Raw genomic sequence first — 14,425 nt, 5'->3', positions numbered from 1 at the left:
CCGTGGTTATTGCCAGGAGTTGAACATGAACTATGAAGAACGCGACACCTATGGCATGTACAAGGTCACCGCCGGCGTTGCGACCGAGCCCAACATGAGTCCGGGACCCGGACCTCGGTTGATGGGTGCAGACACCCTCATGGGAAATGACGTCTACAACCAGAAGGACGAAGATCTGGGTGACATCAAGGAGATCATGCTGGACTTGCGCAGCGGTCGGGTGGCCTATGCGGTGCTGTCCTTCGGTGGATTTCTCGGCATGGGCGAGAAGCTGTTTGCCGTGCCGTGGAGCGCATTGAAGCTCGATACGGTGAATAAACGCTTCGTGCTGGACGTCGACAAGGAGCGCCTCGCCAATGCGCCTGGATTCGACAAGGATAAGTGGCCTGATATGCAGGACCCGACCTGGAGTAAGGAAATCCATGCTTACTACGGCACGACGCCGAATGCGGATGACCGGTTTTAGGACGACCCGCTAGGCCAGAGTTCAGGTTAACTGCTAACACGCGCGCTTTAGAGCCTGTTCACGATCTTTTCGCATTGGACATAATCGCCCGATGCGAAAGATCTAATACCCGAGCAACGTGAGTCGCGAACAGTTCGAGCAGATCAGGCCTTGCTCGAGAGCGTCCGCAAGCGCACGAAACCACGCACAGTGGACTTGTACGAGATGCGGTGCGCGGTGCTGTAGGCAAGAACCTTTGCATATGGTGTTCAGTAAGCGTCGAGGGTGGCGCGGGGCAAGGAAGAAGGACAACCGGGACAACGCTCGTCGTCCTGGCTCTTGGGGTGAAAAAGGCGAACGTCTGCTTCTGGCCGATTTCTGCCTGTCGCGACCGGCTTAAAACGACCCGAAGGGGACATTCACGACCAGTGCTTGGTAGAAGGCAAAACGTGGACTTACGGATGCGGATCCGCAAAGCAAGCCCAGCCGCAGGCTGCAGCATGGTAATCAAAGCAGCCTCTGAAACTCCGTTTTCGCTGCTCGTCATGGTTGCGCTTGCAGAGGAAGCCGGTATTCCGAAAGGAGTGTAAAGCGTTACCACCGGGAGTACGGGTGGCAACGAGTTCTAGTCTGTGTCCAGCGTCGTAATGTGAAGACCACACTTTTCTGGATGATCGGGATTGGAGGGCTGCATGGAAGATCTGGACGAGAAGATAGCGGCTGGGCAGCCATTTTGCAGCAGGCTCTTCAACCATTGCGGCGGTACAACTGGATTCGACCCCATCACCAACGGTGGGCTGGCGCCAGCTCGGGCCGAAAAAAAACTTAACGTCGTGTCCGGGATTAGTTGATACCAATTCAATGAACTCCAGAGCTACCTCCAGGCCTAAGCCGATATGAGTGATTGTGCTGTTGTTGGATCTTCTATGGGCTTTTAACAGTGTTCTGAGAAGCGAAAACTCTTCAGCCAGCAAGGGCATATGGACGGCGATCATTTTGCTTTTACCACTGCTGGGCCTCGGCATATGGGGTAGCGCCTGGCCGAGAGGCATCACCAAGGGGCCGTCATCGCCCGAACACAGCAAAGGTTGAAAGCCGGAGCTTCACATATTTGATCAGGATGAGCCCACCTTGCCGAGAATTTTGACTTCCCAGATAGGCGACACCGCACTCAGCGAGCACAATGCCAAGATGTTCGGGTCGCCAAAGGAGCGCCTGGATTTTTACCGAAGGGAGATTCAGTACGAGACCAGCATCTTGGCCAATCGAACTGACGCCTATCTGGCGTCCCAGTCCTTTTTGGTCATCGCATTTGCCTCTTGTATGGCCAATCTCAACCCTGAATGGGGCAAGTTGTTCACGCTGGTGGTACCACCGTTTCTTGCGTTGCTTGGAGTGCTAAGTTCGCTGAATGCTTGGCCTGGTATTCGTGCGGCATACGACATTATCGACCACTGGCATTTCAAGCAAAGCGAGCTATTGCGTAGCGAGCCTTTGATTGGGTTGGCATATGATGAATCGCCTTTGTTTTGTGAGCGAGAGTCCACGCACAGGGGGTACCGAAAGGCGTTGCTGTTTTCGGTTCGTACACCTTGGATCTTCGCGACGTTCTGGATATTGCTTGGCATCTGGGCGGTCTATATCCAAATCACAAATCCAGGTGCTTGAGACGCAGACAGAGAGGCAAATCCATGCTGTTTGGGACTACGTGTCAGGTTGATTCCATGGCCGCCATCCTCTACCGGGATATTTCCCAAATCGTAGGGATGACCCTCTCCAAGCAGCCGATATTAAAACCAAATTCGTTCACCCTCGTGGTTGATCAAACTTCAGCTTGAGGAAGGGACATTGGTTGAAGTGGCCGTCAACGTTTAAACAAGGCTCCCCGTCGAGTAAGCAGCATTCGGGTGCCTGATGTCAGGAGCAATCCAATCGGATCACCCTGTGCTCCATAGATAAACAGTCCTGTAATCATCTGCAAGTCAAAGAGGTCTCTTAACCCAAGAAGAACTTGATCATGATCTTCCCCGAGATTTTTCGAGTCTGAAGGCTCCTCCAAAGAGAGTTGATCGATCAGAGTCCTTAGAAAAATGCAATTGTCTTCGATGGACATCGTGCTATCCGGCATTCAAGGTAGAAGCAATTGGTACTACTCGCTTACGAAGCTTGGAGAGTTACCTCGTTCAGTTTTTTAGGATGATCGAGGGCAGTGTGACGACGAACTTGCTGCCGAGTCCACGGCCGGCGCTGTTTACGCTCACCTTGCCCTGATGCCCTTCAACCAGCTCGCGCACTACGGTCAGTCCGATGCCCAGACCTGCGCCATTGAAGCCGACGGCGTGCGTATCTTGTACGAAGGGGTCGAAAATAAAAGCTAGCACCTCGGCGCTGATGCCTATGCCGTTGTCAGAAAAAGTCATGGTAATGACATCGGCACTGGCGCTCACATTCAGTTCTATCGAGCCACCGTCCGGCGTGTATTTGGATGCATTGCCCAGCAGGTTGCACAAAACCTGAGTCAGTCGGATGGAATCGCCATTGACCATGAGCGGACAGCCCGGCATGTGCACGACAAATAGCTGCAAGCGCAAATCCATCGCGGAACGACAGACACTGACCGCGTGATCGATAATTTCCGTCATGTCGGTAGGTTGGATATCCAGCCTGAGTTTCCCGGTTTCGACGCGCGACACATCCAGGAGGTCGTCGATTAGGCGGGAAATTTGACTGACCTGGCGTTCGATAATCTCCTGGATGCTCGGGAGTCTTTCCGAGGGGGAACGCACCAGCATCCCTGCCACCATGGTTAACGGTGTCAGCGGGTTACGCAATTCGTGCGCAACCATCGCCAAGATGGCTTTCTGCTTCTCGTGGGCTTGTTCCGCTGCGGTCTGCAATTGCTGAGCATTGATTGCCGCTAGCACCAACTGCTGATTGGCCTCTCGCAATTGAGCATGCCTTCGTCCGTATTCCTCCTGGGCAATGTGGTAGTGAGCGATCGGACTTTTCAGTGAGAGGGAAATCGGGGGCGTAGAAGTCGCCTCGGTAGGTGAGACGTCGCTGTGGAACGCTATACCGAGACCATAACGCTTTGCTCGGTACATCGCCGCGTCGGCGCAGTCGATCAGAGTATGAGGGGCGTCGCCATCTTCAGGGTAAAGGCTAATACCAATGCTGGTCGTCAGACGTAGCACGTGTTTACCTATAAGACGTGGCGTGCCAAGCACCGTGACGATTTTATCGCAGATACCCAATACATCGGCGCGCGTTAGAGCGCCACCCAGCAGGATAATGAACTCATCGCCACCGTAGCGCCCCACGGTATCTTCTTCTTGCACCACGCTACTCAAACGTAGCGCTGTTTCTTTAAGCATCTCATCGCCGACTGCGTGCCCAAGCGTATCGTTGATCAGTTTGAAATCATTCAGATCCAAAAAAAGTACGGCCAGGCAGTCACGGCCCTGCTTTGCTTGGTCGATGGCTTGCGCTAAACGCCCCAACAGCAGTCTGCGATTGGGAAGGCCGGTCAACACGTCGAGTTGAGCCGCGAGAGAAACCTCGCGTAATGCCTTGGCCGCTTGCTCGACACTGGATTGCGCCTCTAAAAGTGACAGCACCAGGTGCTCATTGGCTTCTATCAGCTGGCCAGACTGATGGTTTTGCAACACATTGTGCTCAGTATTCAGCACCTGTTGTTCCAATGCTGCGAGCTTTACGCGAGCCTCGTGAGTTCGTCGAATAAGGAGAGCCAGCTCGCTGTTGACGATGGACAGAGCTTGCTTGTCGTTGCCAGTCACCCCGCTCACAAGGTGGGCTCACGATTACCCGTTTCAGACTGCTGTATAGGTCTTTGTGGCTTTTTCTGAGTCGGTCTGCCACCCAGTAGTCCTTCTTGATCCACGAGCATCTCGCCTATACGAATGCCTTGAGCGTCGATACGGTACAGACGTAACTGATCGGAATGGGCGCTGGCACGAACTTTTACCACCGCTAGGATCCGCAGTAATCGACTATCGACTTCTATGTAACGCTGCACAATGATCGCGTCGGTTAAAAATGCTGTGCCATAGGGGCTGAAACGAAGGTCGGTATAGCGATCCTCAAGCTCCGAAGTCATCAGTACGGTGACACCTGAACTGGTCAAAGAGCTGACCAGGCATGAAAGCGACTCACGGAAATCTTCTCGGAAAGTCGGAGCCAACAACAATTCGAAACCCGACAGAGAGTCGATGACCACGCGGCTGGCGCCAAGGCGCTCGATCTCTTGAAGAAGCTTGTGGACAATCTCCTCGATCGACAAATCAGGCGAACGACTGTCTACCAGACCCACCTGGCCAGTTTTGATCAGGTTCGCTAGCGTGGGGTTTTGCGAGTGATCCGGACGCTGCTCGAACACCGCTATGACACCGGTTTCACCTAACCGGGCCCCTTCCGCGAGGAAGGTTGTTGCAAGGATACTTTTTCCAGAACCGGATGGCCCCGCCACCAAGAGTGAATAACCGCGTGGCAAGCCCCCCCCGAGCATTTCGTCTAAGTCTGGCACTCCTATCGACAGGCGCGAATCGAGTGCAGACAACTTCTCAAAGGGTTTGCTCGCGTTGATCTGGTTGGCTGCAGGGGCGTATATCTTGATACCCGCGTTACTGATACGAAAAGAGTGCAAGCCAGGTAGCGTCGGTTGGCCGCGCATCTTCATAATCTCTATTTTGCGCACCATGGAGTTGCGCTGCACGCTCTGGCGCAGCCAGATCAGGCCGTCGGCCACGGTGAAAATCGGATTGGTGTCGGTCTCGGTGAAGTATTCGCCAATCAGGAAGGTCGTTGCCTGCCACGTGGTCATCAACATGCCCAGTTGCTGAACGAACTGCGGCAAATTGTTGTTCGGATTGGCTTGAGTCTGGCTCGCCAGCACCACCGAACGAAACGAGTCGACGAACACCAGCGACGGGCCGTGGGCCTCAACCTCGCTGACGATGCGCCGCAGCACTTCATCCAGATCACCCGTCAACGTGTCGTCAGACAGGTTGATGTAGCGGATCGAATGGTTGATTACGTCACTGTCGAAAAAATCGAATTGCTGCTGATAGCGCAGCATTTTCAGTGGCGGCTCGCCCAAAACTGTAAAGAACAGCGCCGGGCGTTCAGACGTTGCGAGGGCGAACATCATCTGATGGGCCAGGGTGGTCTTCCCGCAACCTGGAGGCCCGGCGATCAAGTTGAACGAAAACTCCGGCAATCCTCCGCCAAGCACCTCGTCCAGTCCTGGCACTCCGGTGGCCAAGCGGTTGATTGTCACTTTGGGGGTCATGGCGAAGTATCCTGCGATGAGGTGCCGCTTAAAGAATTCTCCCACACGGAGCGAAGCAAGCGCTCGGAAAGAGAAGATCCGATGAGCGATGACAGTAGGTCGTTGAAGGTCTTCAACAAATCGTCGCCATAGAGTGTGGCGGTGTCGCTGCTTTGCTCCGCGAGCAGAGATCTCAGCCAGGCAAAATCGGGATCTGAGGTTTCATCAAAGTTGCAAAGGCATTTGTGACGCGAGGAACACAGATGCAGGCTACGTCTGTAGAGCGCAGCAACCCCTCCCAAGCCAAGGATAGGGGTGAGAACCAGGTAAACATCTTTCAGGGTGGCCACGATCGCGTTGGCGACTTCATCTGAGCTAGGGGCTTCCCCAGTTCGCCGAGCAGTCGATACCGCGATCCTACGGCTCTCGTCGCTTTCCATGGACATACGTCCCTTCGTGGATGCGATTAACTTGGATGGTACACCCTACAAACCGAACGACTGAGCTAATTCGAGCTTGAGGGTTTTATGCTGGCAAGAGTTCGCTTGGGCCAATGGCGAAGCTACATGGGAGGCGGCGAGGCGGTAGCTACCGATAAACAGTCGATGGGGACATGAAACTTTGCGTTTGGTCGACGTGCCGACCTATCCTGAATGGGGTATGCGCACGGCTATCGAAGCCGAACTTGAGGTGCTGCAACCGACGCCGGCTGGATGGTGCCCAAGGTGTAACGCATTCTTTAGCCGGCTAGACGGATCTGGGTTTCCCTGGTCTCAAGCACCGATTCGTTGGCTCGATACTGACCGGGGGTCATGCCGAACCAGCGGGTGCAGGCCTTGTGGAAACTGCTTTGGTCATGGAAGCCGAGCAGGAAAGTCACCTGCTTCATATTGAATTGGGAATGCCGCAGGTAGAAGTCGGCCAACTGCCGACGCACATCGTTCAGGACATCCTTGAATTGCGTGCCATCCTTTTCGAGTGCCCGTTGCAGCGTTCGCTTGCTGAGATTCATCGCAGCCGCAATCGATTCCATATCACACTGAGCCCCTTGCCCCTTGCCCCTTGCCCCTGACTCAGGCGCTCGGTGATCAGCGCACGAATCCTGCACACGATGGTGAGGCCGTACAACAGCTCCAGCTGAGCTTCGGCAAAACTGTCATGGAGCGAGGCCAACTTCTCGTTGGCCATGCCCAGCGGACGCAGAAGCTCCTGGCCATCGAACAGGATGCTGTCATAGGCCGCCCCGAAACGCAGCTCACAGCCAAACAGTCGTTGATGCTCGCGGATGTCTTCCGGCTGGGGATAGCTGAACTCCACGCTCAGCGGTTGCGGTGATTTGCCACCGGTCAGCCAGCGGCAGAAAGCCAGCAGCGAACCAAGACTGGCATCGGTGTACTGCCGTGGCTTGATCGAACCGCGCTGCTCGTGATCGAGCGCGGCCAGGCGGTAATGCTGCTGTTCCTGGACAAAAAACAGACTGAAGCCCGTGCTGATCAACGGGCTGAAACGAACCAGGCGTTCGAGGGCTTTTTTCAGGTTCAAGCTGGACATCATGGTGTAGCCAACGATCTGAAAAGTACCCGGATGGAAGTTCTCGTAGGCTTTCAAACCGATGTTCGGATCGCCGCAGGCTTGGGCCGCCAGATCCCATAGACGGTAGATAGCGCTTCGCGCGCAGAATGTTCCCCGGGTGTCCGCGAGGTTTATATCAACTCCAGCTTCCTGGCACAGACGGGCTGGCCCGAAAGCGTATTCGCCAGCACGCTGGCATAGCCCGAACTCATTCTATACATGACGATCCCAACTACCTGTTAAACCAGACATCCTTTACCGCTCAAGCGAAGTCGGCGGCCTCATGTTGTCGGGCGAGTCGGGAGGGACGTGATATTCGGTCATGAGCAACCGCAAGTGCTCGATGGCATCATGGTCTTTAAGATCGGCGTATCGTCGTTTTTCCTGGTACTGGCTGAAAACTTCCGCATCCAGGCAGGGCCGATCAAGAAGCTCCAGGGCGGCGCAACTCAAGCTATGTGCTTCGCTGAAAAGCTGGTTGTTACGTTCAAGAGCCAGGTTCAGACAGGCTATGGTTTGATGGGACACCCGCGTGTCGTTCATTGCAATACCCTCTTGATCGACCTGTTGTTATTTTTTGGGGCTCAACCTGCTCTCACTTTCTTCTGGCAGGCCTGGCATTCTTCAGGTCAGGCACCAACAACGAAAATCTCTCCGTATTGGTCATCGTTCCTGAGCATAGTGACACAGTGGAATGAAATTATTTTGTACAAAATTGAACCTATTTGTACTGTAGTGATGGTGGCAGTTGGCCGGTTTTTTTCCGGACATCGAGCATCTGCAGTCGCCAGATGCCCGCATTCGACCAGTAGATACTCGCTGTAGGCTGACGGATGGTTTTATTTCGAACTGCTCACATCCGGGCTGGTCTTTCGCAAGATAGCTCCATAAGCAGGATGGCATTTGTGGAGTCCGACAACGAAGCGCGAAGCTGACCGGTTGCTGGCGCAGTGCCGGGATGAGGCGGTAGTGCGACGTTGCCTGTACCGCCCTGCCTAAATGATCAACATTCGAGAATGTATGAAAGACCTTAGCGAGAAGATGGCGGCGGGGGAGCCGTTAATGCAGCGGGCGCTGCAAGCACTGCTCCGATACAACGAAGCGAAAGGCGTGAAGTCGGCCGGGGAGGTCGAGCGTTTGCGGCTCGATGCGGAATCGCTCACGGCTGGAATGCATGAATATCATCAGCGAATACTGAGTTAGCCGGTGCCGTCACTTCACTCAATTGGCAGGACAGCTTGCCCCTGATTCCACACATTTCCCACCGCCACGTCGACCCTGAACGCTTCGCGGGTTTGGCCCTTGTCCCCTGCGGGTCCTTGCCTTCGTTCCATTGCAAGGGAGGATGGCGAGATACAGCGCAAATGATTTGCCTATGCTTCCGGTACTCCAGGCACATCCATGTTTATCTTGCGCCAAGCGGCTTCGGCAAAGCTGTAAACCGAAAAGGCGATCAGCCCCAAGGCCATCACCATCAAAACCACACCTCCGGCCGGTAGGTTCTGAAGAGCATTGAGGGCGTCCTTCATGCCCGGTGGATCCATGGTTTGATAACTCGATCCACTGATTGTCAGCAGCAGGGCGATCTCAATAAAGGCGACTCCACGGGCTATGAGACCGAACCGCGACACCGGACGTACATATCGCATAACGTCTTCGTCAGCTTCAAAATATTTCTCGAACGACGCCTTCCAGCCCTTGATGATGTGAGCAATGCCTACGCCTAATGGTACGAGTGCGACGAGGTAAACCAATAAATTCGAGTGTTCCCAGGACAAAATATGCGCCAGTAAATCCTTGGTTTGTTCCCCTCCCGAGCCGCCCGAGCTTTTGAGACCGCTGATGAGTAGGCCCAAGGCAAAAAACGCCAGCGCGCCGTTGAACACGCCTCCCGCCAACAAACCTGCACGAATCACCAAGCCTTTGAACTGTTTGCCGTGATGATCAACGTCGCGCGTTGCTTGCAACACGCGCCAACAGGCGAAAGCGAGCAGACCAGCCACCACTAGCCCGACTAAAGCATGGCCGAATGGCTGGCTTAACAAGGCCTCCAGGCTTCTGTGGCTATCCTTCGGTTTTGTCGAGTCTTGAGCGGCCAGCAAGGCGAAGATACCAATGATCAGATAAATAACGCCTCGAGCGGCATAACCACTCCGTGCGAGTACAACAAGGCTCTGTTGCGTGGACATAGGATCTAATTCCAGAGAAGTAATACAGGAGCAGACCTATCGAGTGGGGAGGGGTTCGATTAAAGGTCGGGATGAACGGTTCTGGATTTCCACTGCCGCATCAAAGCTCATTTAGCAAGTGCTCAAGCCGCCCACACATCTGCATGATGGATAATTTTGAACACAACCTCCGCCCTCACCGCCCGCGAGGTCTCGCCTCTACGTTTCGCGATGGCAGGTGCCAGGGCTAGAGTGCAGCGCTCCGGGTTCCCGCGAACGCGCTTGTGCCAAGCCAGCGCCACAAGTTTTCCGCATCCTGCACTGCGCCGTCTACACGCAGCTCTCGCGACTGAAGAACCTCCCGCGGTGTGCGGTCGCCAGTCCACACCTCGGTCAACGCGCGCACGCTGGAGTCCACGACGAGCGTCAGTTCGCGTCCGGGGTCGTCGCGACACAGGTCTGCCACACCCTGTTCAACCACGAGCCACCACGCTTGCTCGCCGGGCCGCGCGTCGCGGAACTTGAACTGGATGACCACTGGTCGGGACGGGAACGTCTCAATGCGCACGAACCGGCGCACGTCCCACATCAGCAAGCCTGCATCGAGTTCGTCATCGCGAAGGCGACTGCCGATCCAGCGCGCGCCCCAATGACCTAGCGCCATTATTATGGGGCGCAATTCCTCGCCCGCCTCGGTCAGGCTGTACTCCCAGACTTTGCCTGCGGCCGTGCGATGCACGACACCGATATCCTCCAAATGGCGCAGCCGCTGTGCCAGCAGGCTGGTGGACATCCGTGGTACGCCGCGGTGCAGTTCATTGAAGCGCTTACTCCCGCACAGCAGCTCGCGCACGACCAAAGGTGTCCAGCGCTCGCACAGCGCTTCAGCACCGCGCGCGACCGTGCAGAACTGACCGTAGCTTTCTTCCATCGCCTGGACTCCGCAACTGCAACACTTCAGATTTTGAACTAGCCCCGCGACTTCGCCACGCGCACGCTGAAGCCTCCGAAAGCCAACCGCCAAAGGAGAACGCCATGACAAAAGTAGCCATCATTCAGCGCCCGCCCGTGCTGCTCGATCGCAGCGCGACGATCGCCCGGGCCGTGCAATCGGTCGCAGAGGCTGCGGCGGCGGGAGCCTCGCTGATCGTTTTGCCCGAATCGTACATTCCCGGTTACCCGTCGTGGATCTGGCGACTGGCGGCGGGAAAGGACGGTGCTGTAATGGGCCAGTTGCACACGCGGTTGCTGGCCAACGCCGTCGATATCACCAACGGTGACCTGAGCCAATTGTGCGAGGCCGCCAGGGTTCACGCCGTGACGATCGTGTGCGGCATCAATGAGTGCGACCGGCGCAATGGAGGCGGCACGCTCTATAACAGCGTAGTCGTTATCGGCGCGAACGGCGCCGTGCTCAACCGACACCGCAAGCTGATGCCAACCAATCCCGAGCGCATGGTGCATGGCTTCGGTGATGCCTCCGGTTTGCGTACGGTCGATACACCGGTCGGCCGCATTGGTGCGCTCATCTGCTGGGAAAACTACATGCCGCTGGCACGCTATTCACTGTATGCCCAAGGGGTGGAAATCTACGTCGCCCCCACGTACGACACGGGCGACGGCTGGATCAGCACGATGCGTCACATTGCACTCGAAGGCCGCTGTTGGGTGCTCGGCAGTGGCACCGCGCTGCGCGGCAGTGACATCCCCGACGACTTCCCGGCTCGTATGCAACTGTTTCCCGATCCGGACGAATGGATCAACGACGGCGACTCGGTGGTGGTCAATCCTCAAGGCCGGGTCGTGGCCGGTCCATTGCACCGAGAGGCAGGCATTCTGTATGCGGACATCGACGTCTCACTCGTGGCGCCAGCGCGGCGAGCGCTCGACGTTACCGGCCACTACGCGCGCCCTGACATTTTCGAACTGCAGGTGCGGCGCACGCCGGCGACAGTAGTGCGCTACATCGACGGGTGAAGGCAGGTAACGATCAAGCGATCCATGCCATGTCCGGCGGTATCGCCTGACAACTGAAGGAGTCATGCCATGAGTATTGAACGGTCTTACAAGGGCAGTTGTTTTTGCGGCGCAGTCGAGTTCACCGTCAGCGGCGAGCCGGCCGCGATGGGCTATTGCCATTGCGAGTCGTGTCGGCATTGGTCAGCAGGGCCGGTCAATGCCTTCACGCTGTGGAAACCCGAAGTGGTGCAAGTGACTCGGGGTGCTGACAACATCGGCACCTACAACAAGACACCGCAGAGTTACCGCAAGTGGTGCAAGACGTGCGGCGGGCACCTCTTCACCGAACACCCCGGGATGGGGCTCATCGACGTGTATGCCGCGGTCATCCCGGATCTCGCGTACTCGCCAGGCGTTCACGTCCACTATCAGGAGACCGTGCTGCGCATCAAAGATGGATTGCCCAAGCTGAAGGATGTCCCCAACGAATTAGGGGGATCGGGCATCAGCGTGGACGAATAGCGCTAAAGGACACAACAGGTCTCTAAGGAAGCCTGCGCAGGCGCCTGAATTTTCGATCGGCCAACTTACAACGACGGTGGTTTAGGTCTCTCAAGCGGCAATTCAGCCGGCGGCGGTTGCGCAAGGCCAACTCTTGCAACTGAAACACTGGCGAAACATTCGGGCCGTATGATTCGCGTCATCGAAAACCGAGGGTGCTAGAGATGAATCGGCCATCAAGAAGCATGCGCAAACTGCTCGACTCCGTCGCCACCAATAATGAGGTCGCGGCGCTGGATGTTATGCGCGCAGCTGAGCTGCTCGAAGACGAGGTATTGCGCCAGCGGTTGCTCAACCTGATTCACCGGCTCAATCAGGACGCCGATGAGTTGCGATTGGCGCGCGACGACATTCAGGGCAGTGTCATCAAATTCGCGTGATCGGCCGCCAGCGAGCCGTAGCTGCTATTGGACATGGAGGGCTTTTGTATTTTCATGTATCAATCGGGGCGGCATACACACGTGCTTAACAAACTCCGCCATCCCGACACATCGTCAACACACCCCGTGAACAGAGTAGGGCTTCCACTACTTTGAGAGGGCTTGATGATGCGACGCAATCTTTTACTGGTCACCGCTGCGGTATTCGCCTCAATGGTTGGCTACGTTCACGCTCAAGAGGTGAAGCCGGCCACCGCGGCGAGCCATGAATCACAGCCGTTGAAAAGTTGGCAGAAAGGTATCCAGCGCACGGATCTGCTGCGCCAGAATCTGGATGTATCCGAGCACGAGGTTATCCAGGCCCGTGTCGATATAGAGCCGGGCGTGGCTTCCCCCAGGCATGCTCATCCGGGCGCGGAAGTTGCCTACGTGATCGAGGGCACCTTTGAGTATCAGCTCGAGGGGCGGGCGCCTGTCACGCTCAAGGCCGGTGATTCGTTGTTCATCCCCGCTGGCGTTGCCCATGTCGCGAAGAATATCGGTCAGGACAAAGCGTCAGAGTTGGCGACCTACATTGTGAAAAAAGGCGAACCATTGTTAGTGCTCAAGGAGTAAACGACATAATCGCGAGGGACCAGAAATGGTCCTTTTTTTTCACTTGAGAAAGGCCTGTCTCTACGGGTGTCAGTGCGGCCTGCCGGGAAGGCAGGCCGCACTGCGTGCCCTGGTTAAACCAGATTGATCGTGACGTCGATGTTGCCACGGGTCGCTTTGGAGTACGGGCACCGCTGGTGTGCGCCATCCACCACCGCCCGTGCGACAGCGGGATCCAGGCCCGGAAGGCTTACATTGAGGCGCGCCTGGAGGAAAAAGGCGTCTTCGGTTTTGCCCAAATCCACTTCGGCATCGACGGCGACGTCGCTCGGCAAAGTCACCTGCAACGCGGCAGCCGCCTTGCCCATTGCTCCGATGAAGCAGGCCGACCAACCTGCGGCCAGTAGCTGTTCGGGATTGGTGCCACTGCCTGAACTGCCAACAGCAGAAAGCTTGATGTCCAAACGTCCATCGGAACTTCGCGACTCGCCGTTGCGGCCTCCGGTAGTGTGGGTCTTGCCGGTATAAAGCACTGTGTCGATTTCATGAATCATGGCTGGTTCCTGCTAAGGTTTTGGGCTCTTCAGCATGTATGTCGCTGAGCACCCCACTTTTTCACCCTCATGTACTGCGTATATGTCCTGATCCAGCGATTGTGTATCTCTGTGTAAGATCGCCAGAGAAAAATACAGACCGTTACAAATCATTGGCCTGGATCTGCCAACGCAACTTGATACGTATCCGAGTCGGCGTCTTTGCTGCAGATTTTCAAGGATGTCGCCTGGTGTATCCCTCTGTATCTGAAGGTCGTATTCGCAGACTGGCTTACAAATATCCCTGCCCCTTGATACTTCGCAGACACGTCGTCGTGGCCAAATTACCCCGGCCCGAAGAGGTTCATCCTCCAGGGTATTGCGCCGCTTTGGCATGATCCGCACTGCCTGGCCGTGCACCGTATCCGGAGAAACAAAATGTCTCGAATCTCGAACAACACCCGCTTTGGTTTGATCGCCGTCGCCCTGGCCGGCGGCCTGAGTCTGGCCTCTTCCTCCTTTGCCGTGGAGGCGCTGCCCCAGGGCTATCAACTGGCTTCCGCGGAGAAGGCCGGGGAGGGCAAGTGTGGCGAAGGGAAATGCGGCACCACTGGCGCCAGCGCCAAGCAGACCACGGCCGAGGGCAAGTGTGGAGAAGGCAAATGTGGAGAGGGCAAGTGCGGCGATGCATCCTTCTCGCGCACCGACACCGATGACGACAGCCGGGTTTCGCGCAAGGAGTTCCTGGCCGTGGCCCCCACCCGCGGTGCGGATTTCGACGTGATCGACGCCGACCACGACGATTACCTGTCCGAGGCCGAAACCTACAAGTACATGAAGAACGTCTATGAATCCAACGGTAAGGACGCGCCCAAGGAGCTGTTCACGCGCTTGGCCAAAGCCCGCGGCTGAGTGTTCATTGCATC

General features: G+C 56.2%; 20 protein-coding genes and 2 pseudogenes. 13 read left to right on the top strand and 9 right to left on the bottom strand.

All coding sequences use genetic code 11. The features are described 5' to 3' along the window. Positions 1-25: 25 nt before the first annotated feature. The 6 genes and pseudogenes from ACA064_RS19035 to ACA064_RS19010 all read left to right on the top strand — a co-directional run bounded on the left by ACA064_RS19035 (position 26) and on the right by ACA064_RS19010 (position 2,113). Positions 26-466, top strand: coding sequence for a PRC-barrel domain-containing protein (locus ACA064_RS19035; RefSeq protein ID WP_497669504.1), 441 nt, complete (start codon positions 26-28; stop codon positions 464-466). A 118-nt stretch (positions 467-584) separates the two neighbouring features. Next, positions 585-688 (top strand): annotated as a pseudogene (locus tag ACA064_RS19030) (IS5/IS1182 family transposase); the annotation flags it as partial. A gap of 218 nt (positions 689-906) precedes the next feature. Continuing rightward, a pseudogene (locus ACA064_RS19025) lies at positions 907-1,032 on the top strand (aldehyde dehydrogenase family protein); the annotation flags it as partial. Positions 1,033-1,137: 105 nt separating this feature from the next. Continuing rightward, positions 1,138-1,296 (top strand): hypothetical protein, encoded by a 159-nt coding sequence (locus ACA064_RS19020; RefSeq protein ID WP_497669503.1) that lies wholly within the window; start codon positions 1,138-1,140, stop codon positions 1,294-1,296. A 49-nt stretch (positions 1,297-1,345) separates the two neighbouring features. Further along, complete coding sequence (locus tag ACA064_RS19015) at positions 1,346-1,537, top strand: PLDc N-terminal domain-containing protein (RefSeq protein WP_497669502.1); 192 nt, start codon at positions 1,346-1,348, stop codon at positions 1,535-1,537. Positions 1,538-1,576: 39 nt separating this feature from the next. Further along, positions 1,577-2,113 (top strand): hypothetical protein, encoded by a 537-nt coding sequence (locus ACA064_RS19010; protein ID WP_497669501.1) that lies wholly within the window; start codon positions 1,577-1,579, stop codon positions 2,111-2,113. Positions 2,114-2,309: 196 nt separating this feature from the next. Here the strand turns inward: ACA064_RS19010 and ACA064_RS19005 are convergent, their stop codons facing one another. The 6 genes from ACA064_RS19005 to ACA064_RS18980 all read right to left on the bottom strand — a co-directional run bounded on the left by ACA064_RS19005 (position 2,310) and on the right by ACA064_RS18980 (position 7,439). Further along, positions 2,310-2,558, bottom strand: a complete 249-nt coding sequence (locus tag ACA064_RS19005) for a hypothetical protein (RefSeq protein ID WP_497669500.1) — start codon at positions 2,556-2,558, stop codon at positions 2,310-2,312. 70 nt (positions 2,559-2,628) lie between these two features. Beyond that, entirely contained in the window at positions 2,629-4,242 is a 1,614-nt protein-coding gene (locus tag ACA064_RS19000) for a sensor histidine kinase (protein WP_497669499.1), read from the bottom strand. 5 nt (positions 4,243-4,247) lie between these two features. Next, on the bottom strand, positions 4,248-5,753 hold the full coding sequence (locus ACA064_RS18995; RefSeq protein ID WP_497669498.1) for an ATPase domain-containing protein: 1,506 nt from the start codon (positions 5,751-5,753) through the stop codon (positions 4,248-4,250). Beyond that, the gene (locus ACA064_RS18990; RefSeq protein WP_497669497.1) at positions 5,750-6,172 is read right to left on the bottom strand and encodes a hypothetical protein; all 423 of its coding nucleotides are present in this window, start codon (positions 6,170-6,172) and stop codon (positions 5,750-5,752) included. Before ACA064_RS18990 ends, ACA064_RS18995 begins: the two co-directional genes overlap by 4 nt. Positions 6,173-6,471: 299 nt before the next feature. Beyond that, positions 6,472-6,744, bottom strand: coding sequence for a helix-turn-helix transcriptional regulator (locus tag ACA064_RS18985; RefSeq protein ID WP_497669496.1), 273 nt, complete (start codon positions 6,742-6,744; stop codon positions 6,472-6,474). Continuing rightward, positions 6,741-7,439, bottom strand: a complete 699-nt coding sequence (locus ACA064_RS18980; RefSeq protein WP_497674282.1) for an AraC family transcriptional regulator — start codon at positions 7,437-7,439, stop codon at positions 6,741-6,743. Before ACA064_RS18980 ends, ACA064_RS18985 begins: the two co-directional genes overlap by 4 nt. A 201-nt stretch (positions 7,440-7,640) precedes the next feature. Here ACA064_RS18980 and ACA064_RS18975 point away from each other — a divergent pair, with 201 nt between their 5' ends. Continuing rightward, positions 7,641-8,129, top strand: a complete 489-nt coding sequence (locus tag ACA064_RS18975; RefSeq protein WP_497669495.1) for a hypothetical protein — start codon at positions 7,641-7,643, stop codon at positions 8,127-8,129. Positions 8,130-8,324: 195 nt separating this feature from the next. Further along, positions 8,325-8,507 (top strand): hypothetical protein, encoded by a 183-nt coding sequence (locus ACA064_RS18970; protein WP_497669494.1) that lies wholly within the window; start codon positions 8,325-8,327, stop codon positions 8,505-8,507. A 170-nt stretch (positions 8,508-8,677) separates the two neighbouring features. On the opposite strand, the gene ACA064_RS18965 is transcribed toward ACA064_RS18970, so the two are convergent. Both ACA064_RS18965 and ACA064_RS18960 read right to left on the bottom strand, forming a co-directional pair. Next, positions 8,678-9,493, bottom strand: a complete 816-nt coding sequence (locus ACA064_RS18965) for a DUF1206 domain-containing protein (protein ID WP_497669493.1) — start codon at positions 9,491-9,493, stop codon at positions 8,678-8,680. Positions 9,494-9,719: 226 nt separating this feature from the next. Further along, on the bottom strand, positions 9,720-10,403 hold the full coding sequence (locus ACA064_RS18960) for a winged helix-turn-helix transcriptional regulator (protein WP_497669492.1): 684 nt from the start codon (positions 10,401-10,403) through the stop codon (positions 9,720-9,722). Positions 10,404-10,507: 104 nt separating this feature from the next. Here ACA064_RS18960 and ACA064_RS18955 point away from each other — a divergent pair, with 104 nt between their 5' ends. From ACA064_RS18955 to ACA064_RS18940, 4 genes are all read left to right on the top strand, one after another. Continuing rightward, a complete protein-coding gene (locus tag ACA064_RS18955; protein ID WP_497669491.1) occupies positions 10,508-11,449 on the top strand; it encodes a carbon-nitrogen hydrolase family protein in 942 nt (313 codons plus the stop codon). Between the two features lie 69 nt (positions 11,450-11,518). Further along, positions 11,519-11,953: a GFA family protein gene (locus tag ACA064_RS18950; protein ID WP_497669490.1), complete on the top strand. Its 435-nt coding sequence runs from the start codon at positions 11,519-11,521 to the stop codon at positions 11,951-11,953. A gap of 203 nt (positions 11,954-12,156) precedes the next feature. Then, positions 12,157-12,372: a hypothetical protein gene (locus tag ACA064_RS18945; protein WP_497669489.1), complete on the top strand. Its 216-nt coding sequence runs from the start codon at positions 12,157-12,159 to the stop codon at positions 12,370-12,372. A 168-nt stretch (positions 12,373-12,540) separates the two neighbouring features. Then, positions 12,541-12,987 carry a cupin domain-containing protein gene (locus ACA064_RS18940; protein ID WP_497674281.1) on the top strand — a complete coding sequence of 149 codons (447 nt, stop codon included), beginning with the start codon at positions 12,541-12,543 and terminating at the stop codon, positions 12,985-12,987. A gap of 113 nt (positions 12,988-13,100) precedes the next feature. Here the strand turns inward: ACA064_RS18940 and ACA064_RS18935 are convergent, their stop codons facing one another. Continuing rightward, entirely contained in the window at positions 13,101-13,520 is a 420-nt protein-coding gene (locus tag ACA064_RS18935; protein WP_497669488.1) for an organic hydroperoxide resistance protein, read from the bottom strand. Between the two features lie 417 nt (positions 13,521-13,937). On the opposite strand from ACA064_RS18935, the gene ACA064_RS18930 reads away from it, so the two are divergent. Beyond that, positions 13,938-14,411, top strand: coding sequence for an HvfA family oxazolone/thioamide-modified RiPP metallophore (locus tag ACA064_RS18930; protein WP_497669487.1), 474 nt, complete (start codon positions 13,938-13,940; stop codon positions 14,409-14,411). Positions 14,412-14,425 lie beyond the last annotated feature (14 nt).

This window comes from Pseudomonas sp. LBUM1658 (assembly GCF_059716055.1).
Note: the sequence above shows the minus strand (reverse complement) of the source record. Positions and strands in the feature narration are given on the sequence as shown.

What these genes read in the sequence shown, in the direction of transcription:
- ACA064_RS19035 (WP_497669504.1), top strand. Translation starts at nt 26, where the DNA reads ATGAACTATGAAGAACGCGACACCTATGGCATGTACAAGGTCACCGCC.
- ACA064_RS19020 (WP_497669503.1), top strand. Translation starts at nt 1,138, where the DNA reads ATGGAAGATCTGGACGAGAAGATAGCGGCTGGGCAGCCATTTTGCAGC.
- ACA064_RS19005 (WP_497669500.1), bottom strand. Translation starts at nt 2,558, where the DNA reads ATGTCCATCGAAGACAATTGCATTTTTCTAAGGACTCTGATCGATCAA.
- ACA064_RS18995 (WP_497669498.1), bottom strand. Translation starts at nt 5,753, where the DNA reads ATGACCCCCAAAGTGACAATCAACCGCTTGGCCACCGGAGTGCCAGGA.
- ACA064_RS18990 (WP_497669497.1), bottom strand. Translation starts at nt 6,172, where the DNA reads ATGGAAAGCGACGAGAGCCGTAGGATCGCGGTATCGACTGCTCGGCGA.
- ACA064_RS18985 (WP_497669496.1), bottom strand. Translation starts at nt 6,744, where the DNA reads ATGAATCTCAGCAAGCGAACGCTGCAACGGGCACTCGAAAAGGATGGC.
- ACA064_RS18970 (WP_497669494.1), top strand. Translation starts at nt 8,325, where the DNA reads ATGAAAGACCTTAGCGAGAAGATGGCGGCGGGGGAGCCGTTAATGCAG.
- ACA064_RS18965 (WP_497669493.1), bottom strand. Translation starts at nt 9,493, where the DNA reads ATGTCCACGCAACAGAGCCTTGTTGTACTCGCACGGAGTGGTTATGCC.
- ACA064_RS18960 (WP_497669492.1), bottom strand. Translation starts at nt 10,403, where the DNA reads ATGGAAGAAAGCTACGGTCAGTTCTGCACGGTCGCGCGCGGTGCTGAA.
- ACA064_RS18955 (WP_497669491.1), top strand. Translation starts at nt 10,508, where the DNA reads ATGACAAAAGTAGCCATCATTCAGCGCCCGCCCGTGCTGCTCGATCGC.
- ACA064_RS18950 (WP_497669490.1), top strand. Translation starts at nt 11,519, where the DNA reads ATGAGTATTGAACGGTCTTACAAGGGCAGTTGTTTTTGCGGCGCAGTC.
- ACA064_RS18945 (WP_497669489.1), top strand. Translation starts at nt 12,157, where the DNA reads ATGAATCGGCCATCAAGAAGCATGCGCAAACTGCTCGACTCCGTCGCC.
- ACA064_RS18940 (WP_497674281.1), top strand. Translation starts at nt 12,541, where the DNA reads ATGCGACGCAATCTTTTACTGGTCACCGCTGCGGTATTCGCCTCAATG.
- ACA064_RS18935 (WP_497669488.1), bottom strand. Translation starts at nt 13,520, where the DNA reads ATGATTCATGAAATCGACACAGTGCTTTATACCGGCAAGACCCACACT.
- ACA064_RS18930 (WP_497669487.1), top strand. Translation starts at nt 13,938, where the DNA reads ATGTCTCGAATCTCGAACAACACCCGCTTTGGTTTGATCGCCGTCGCC.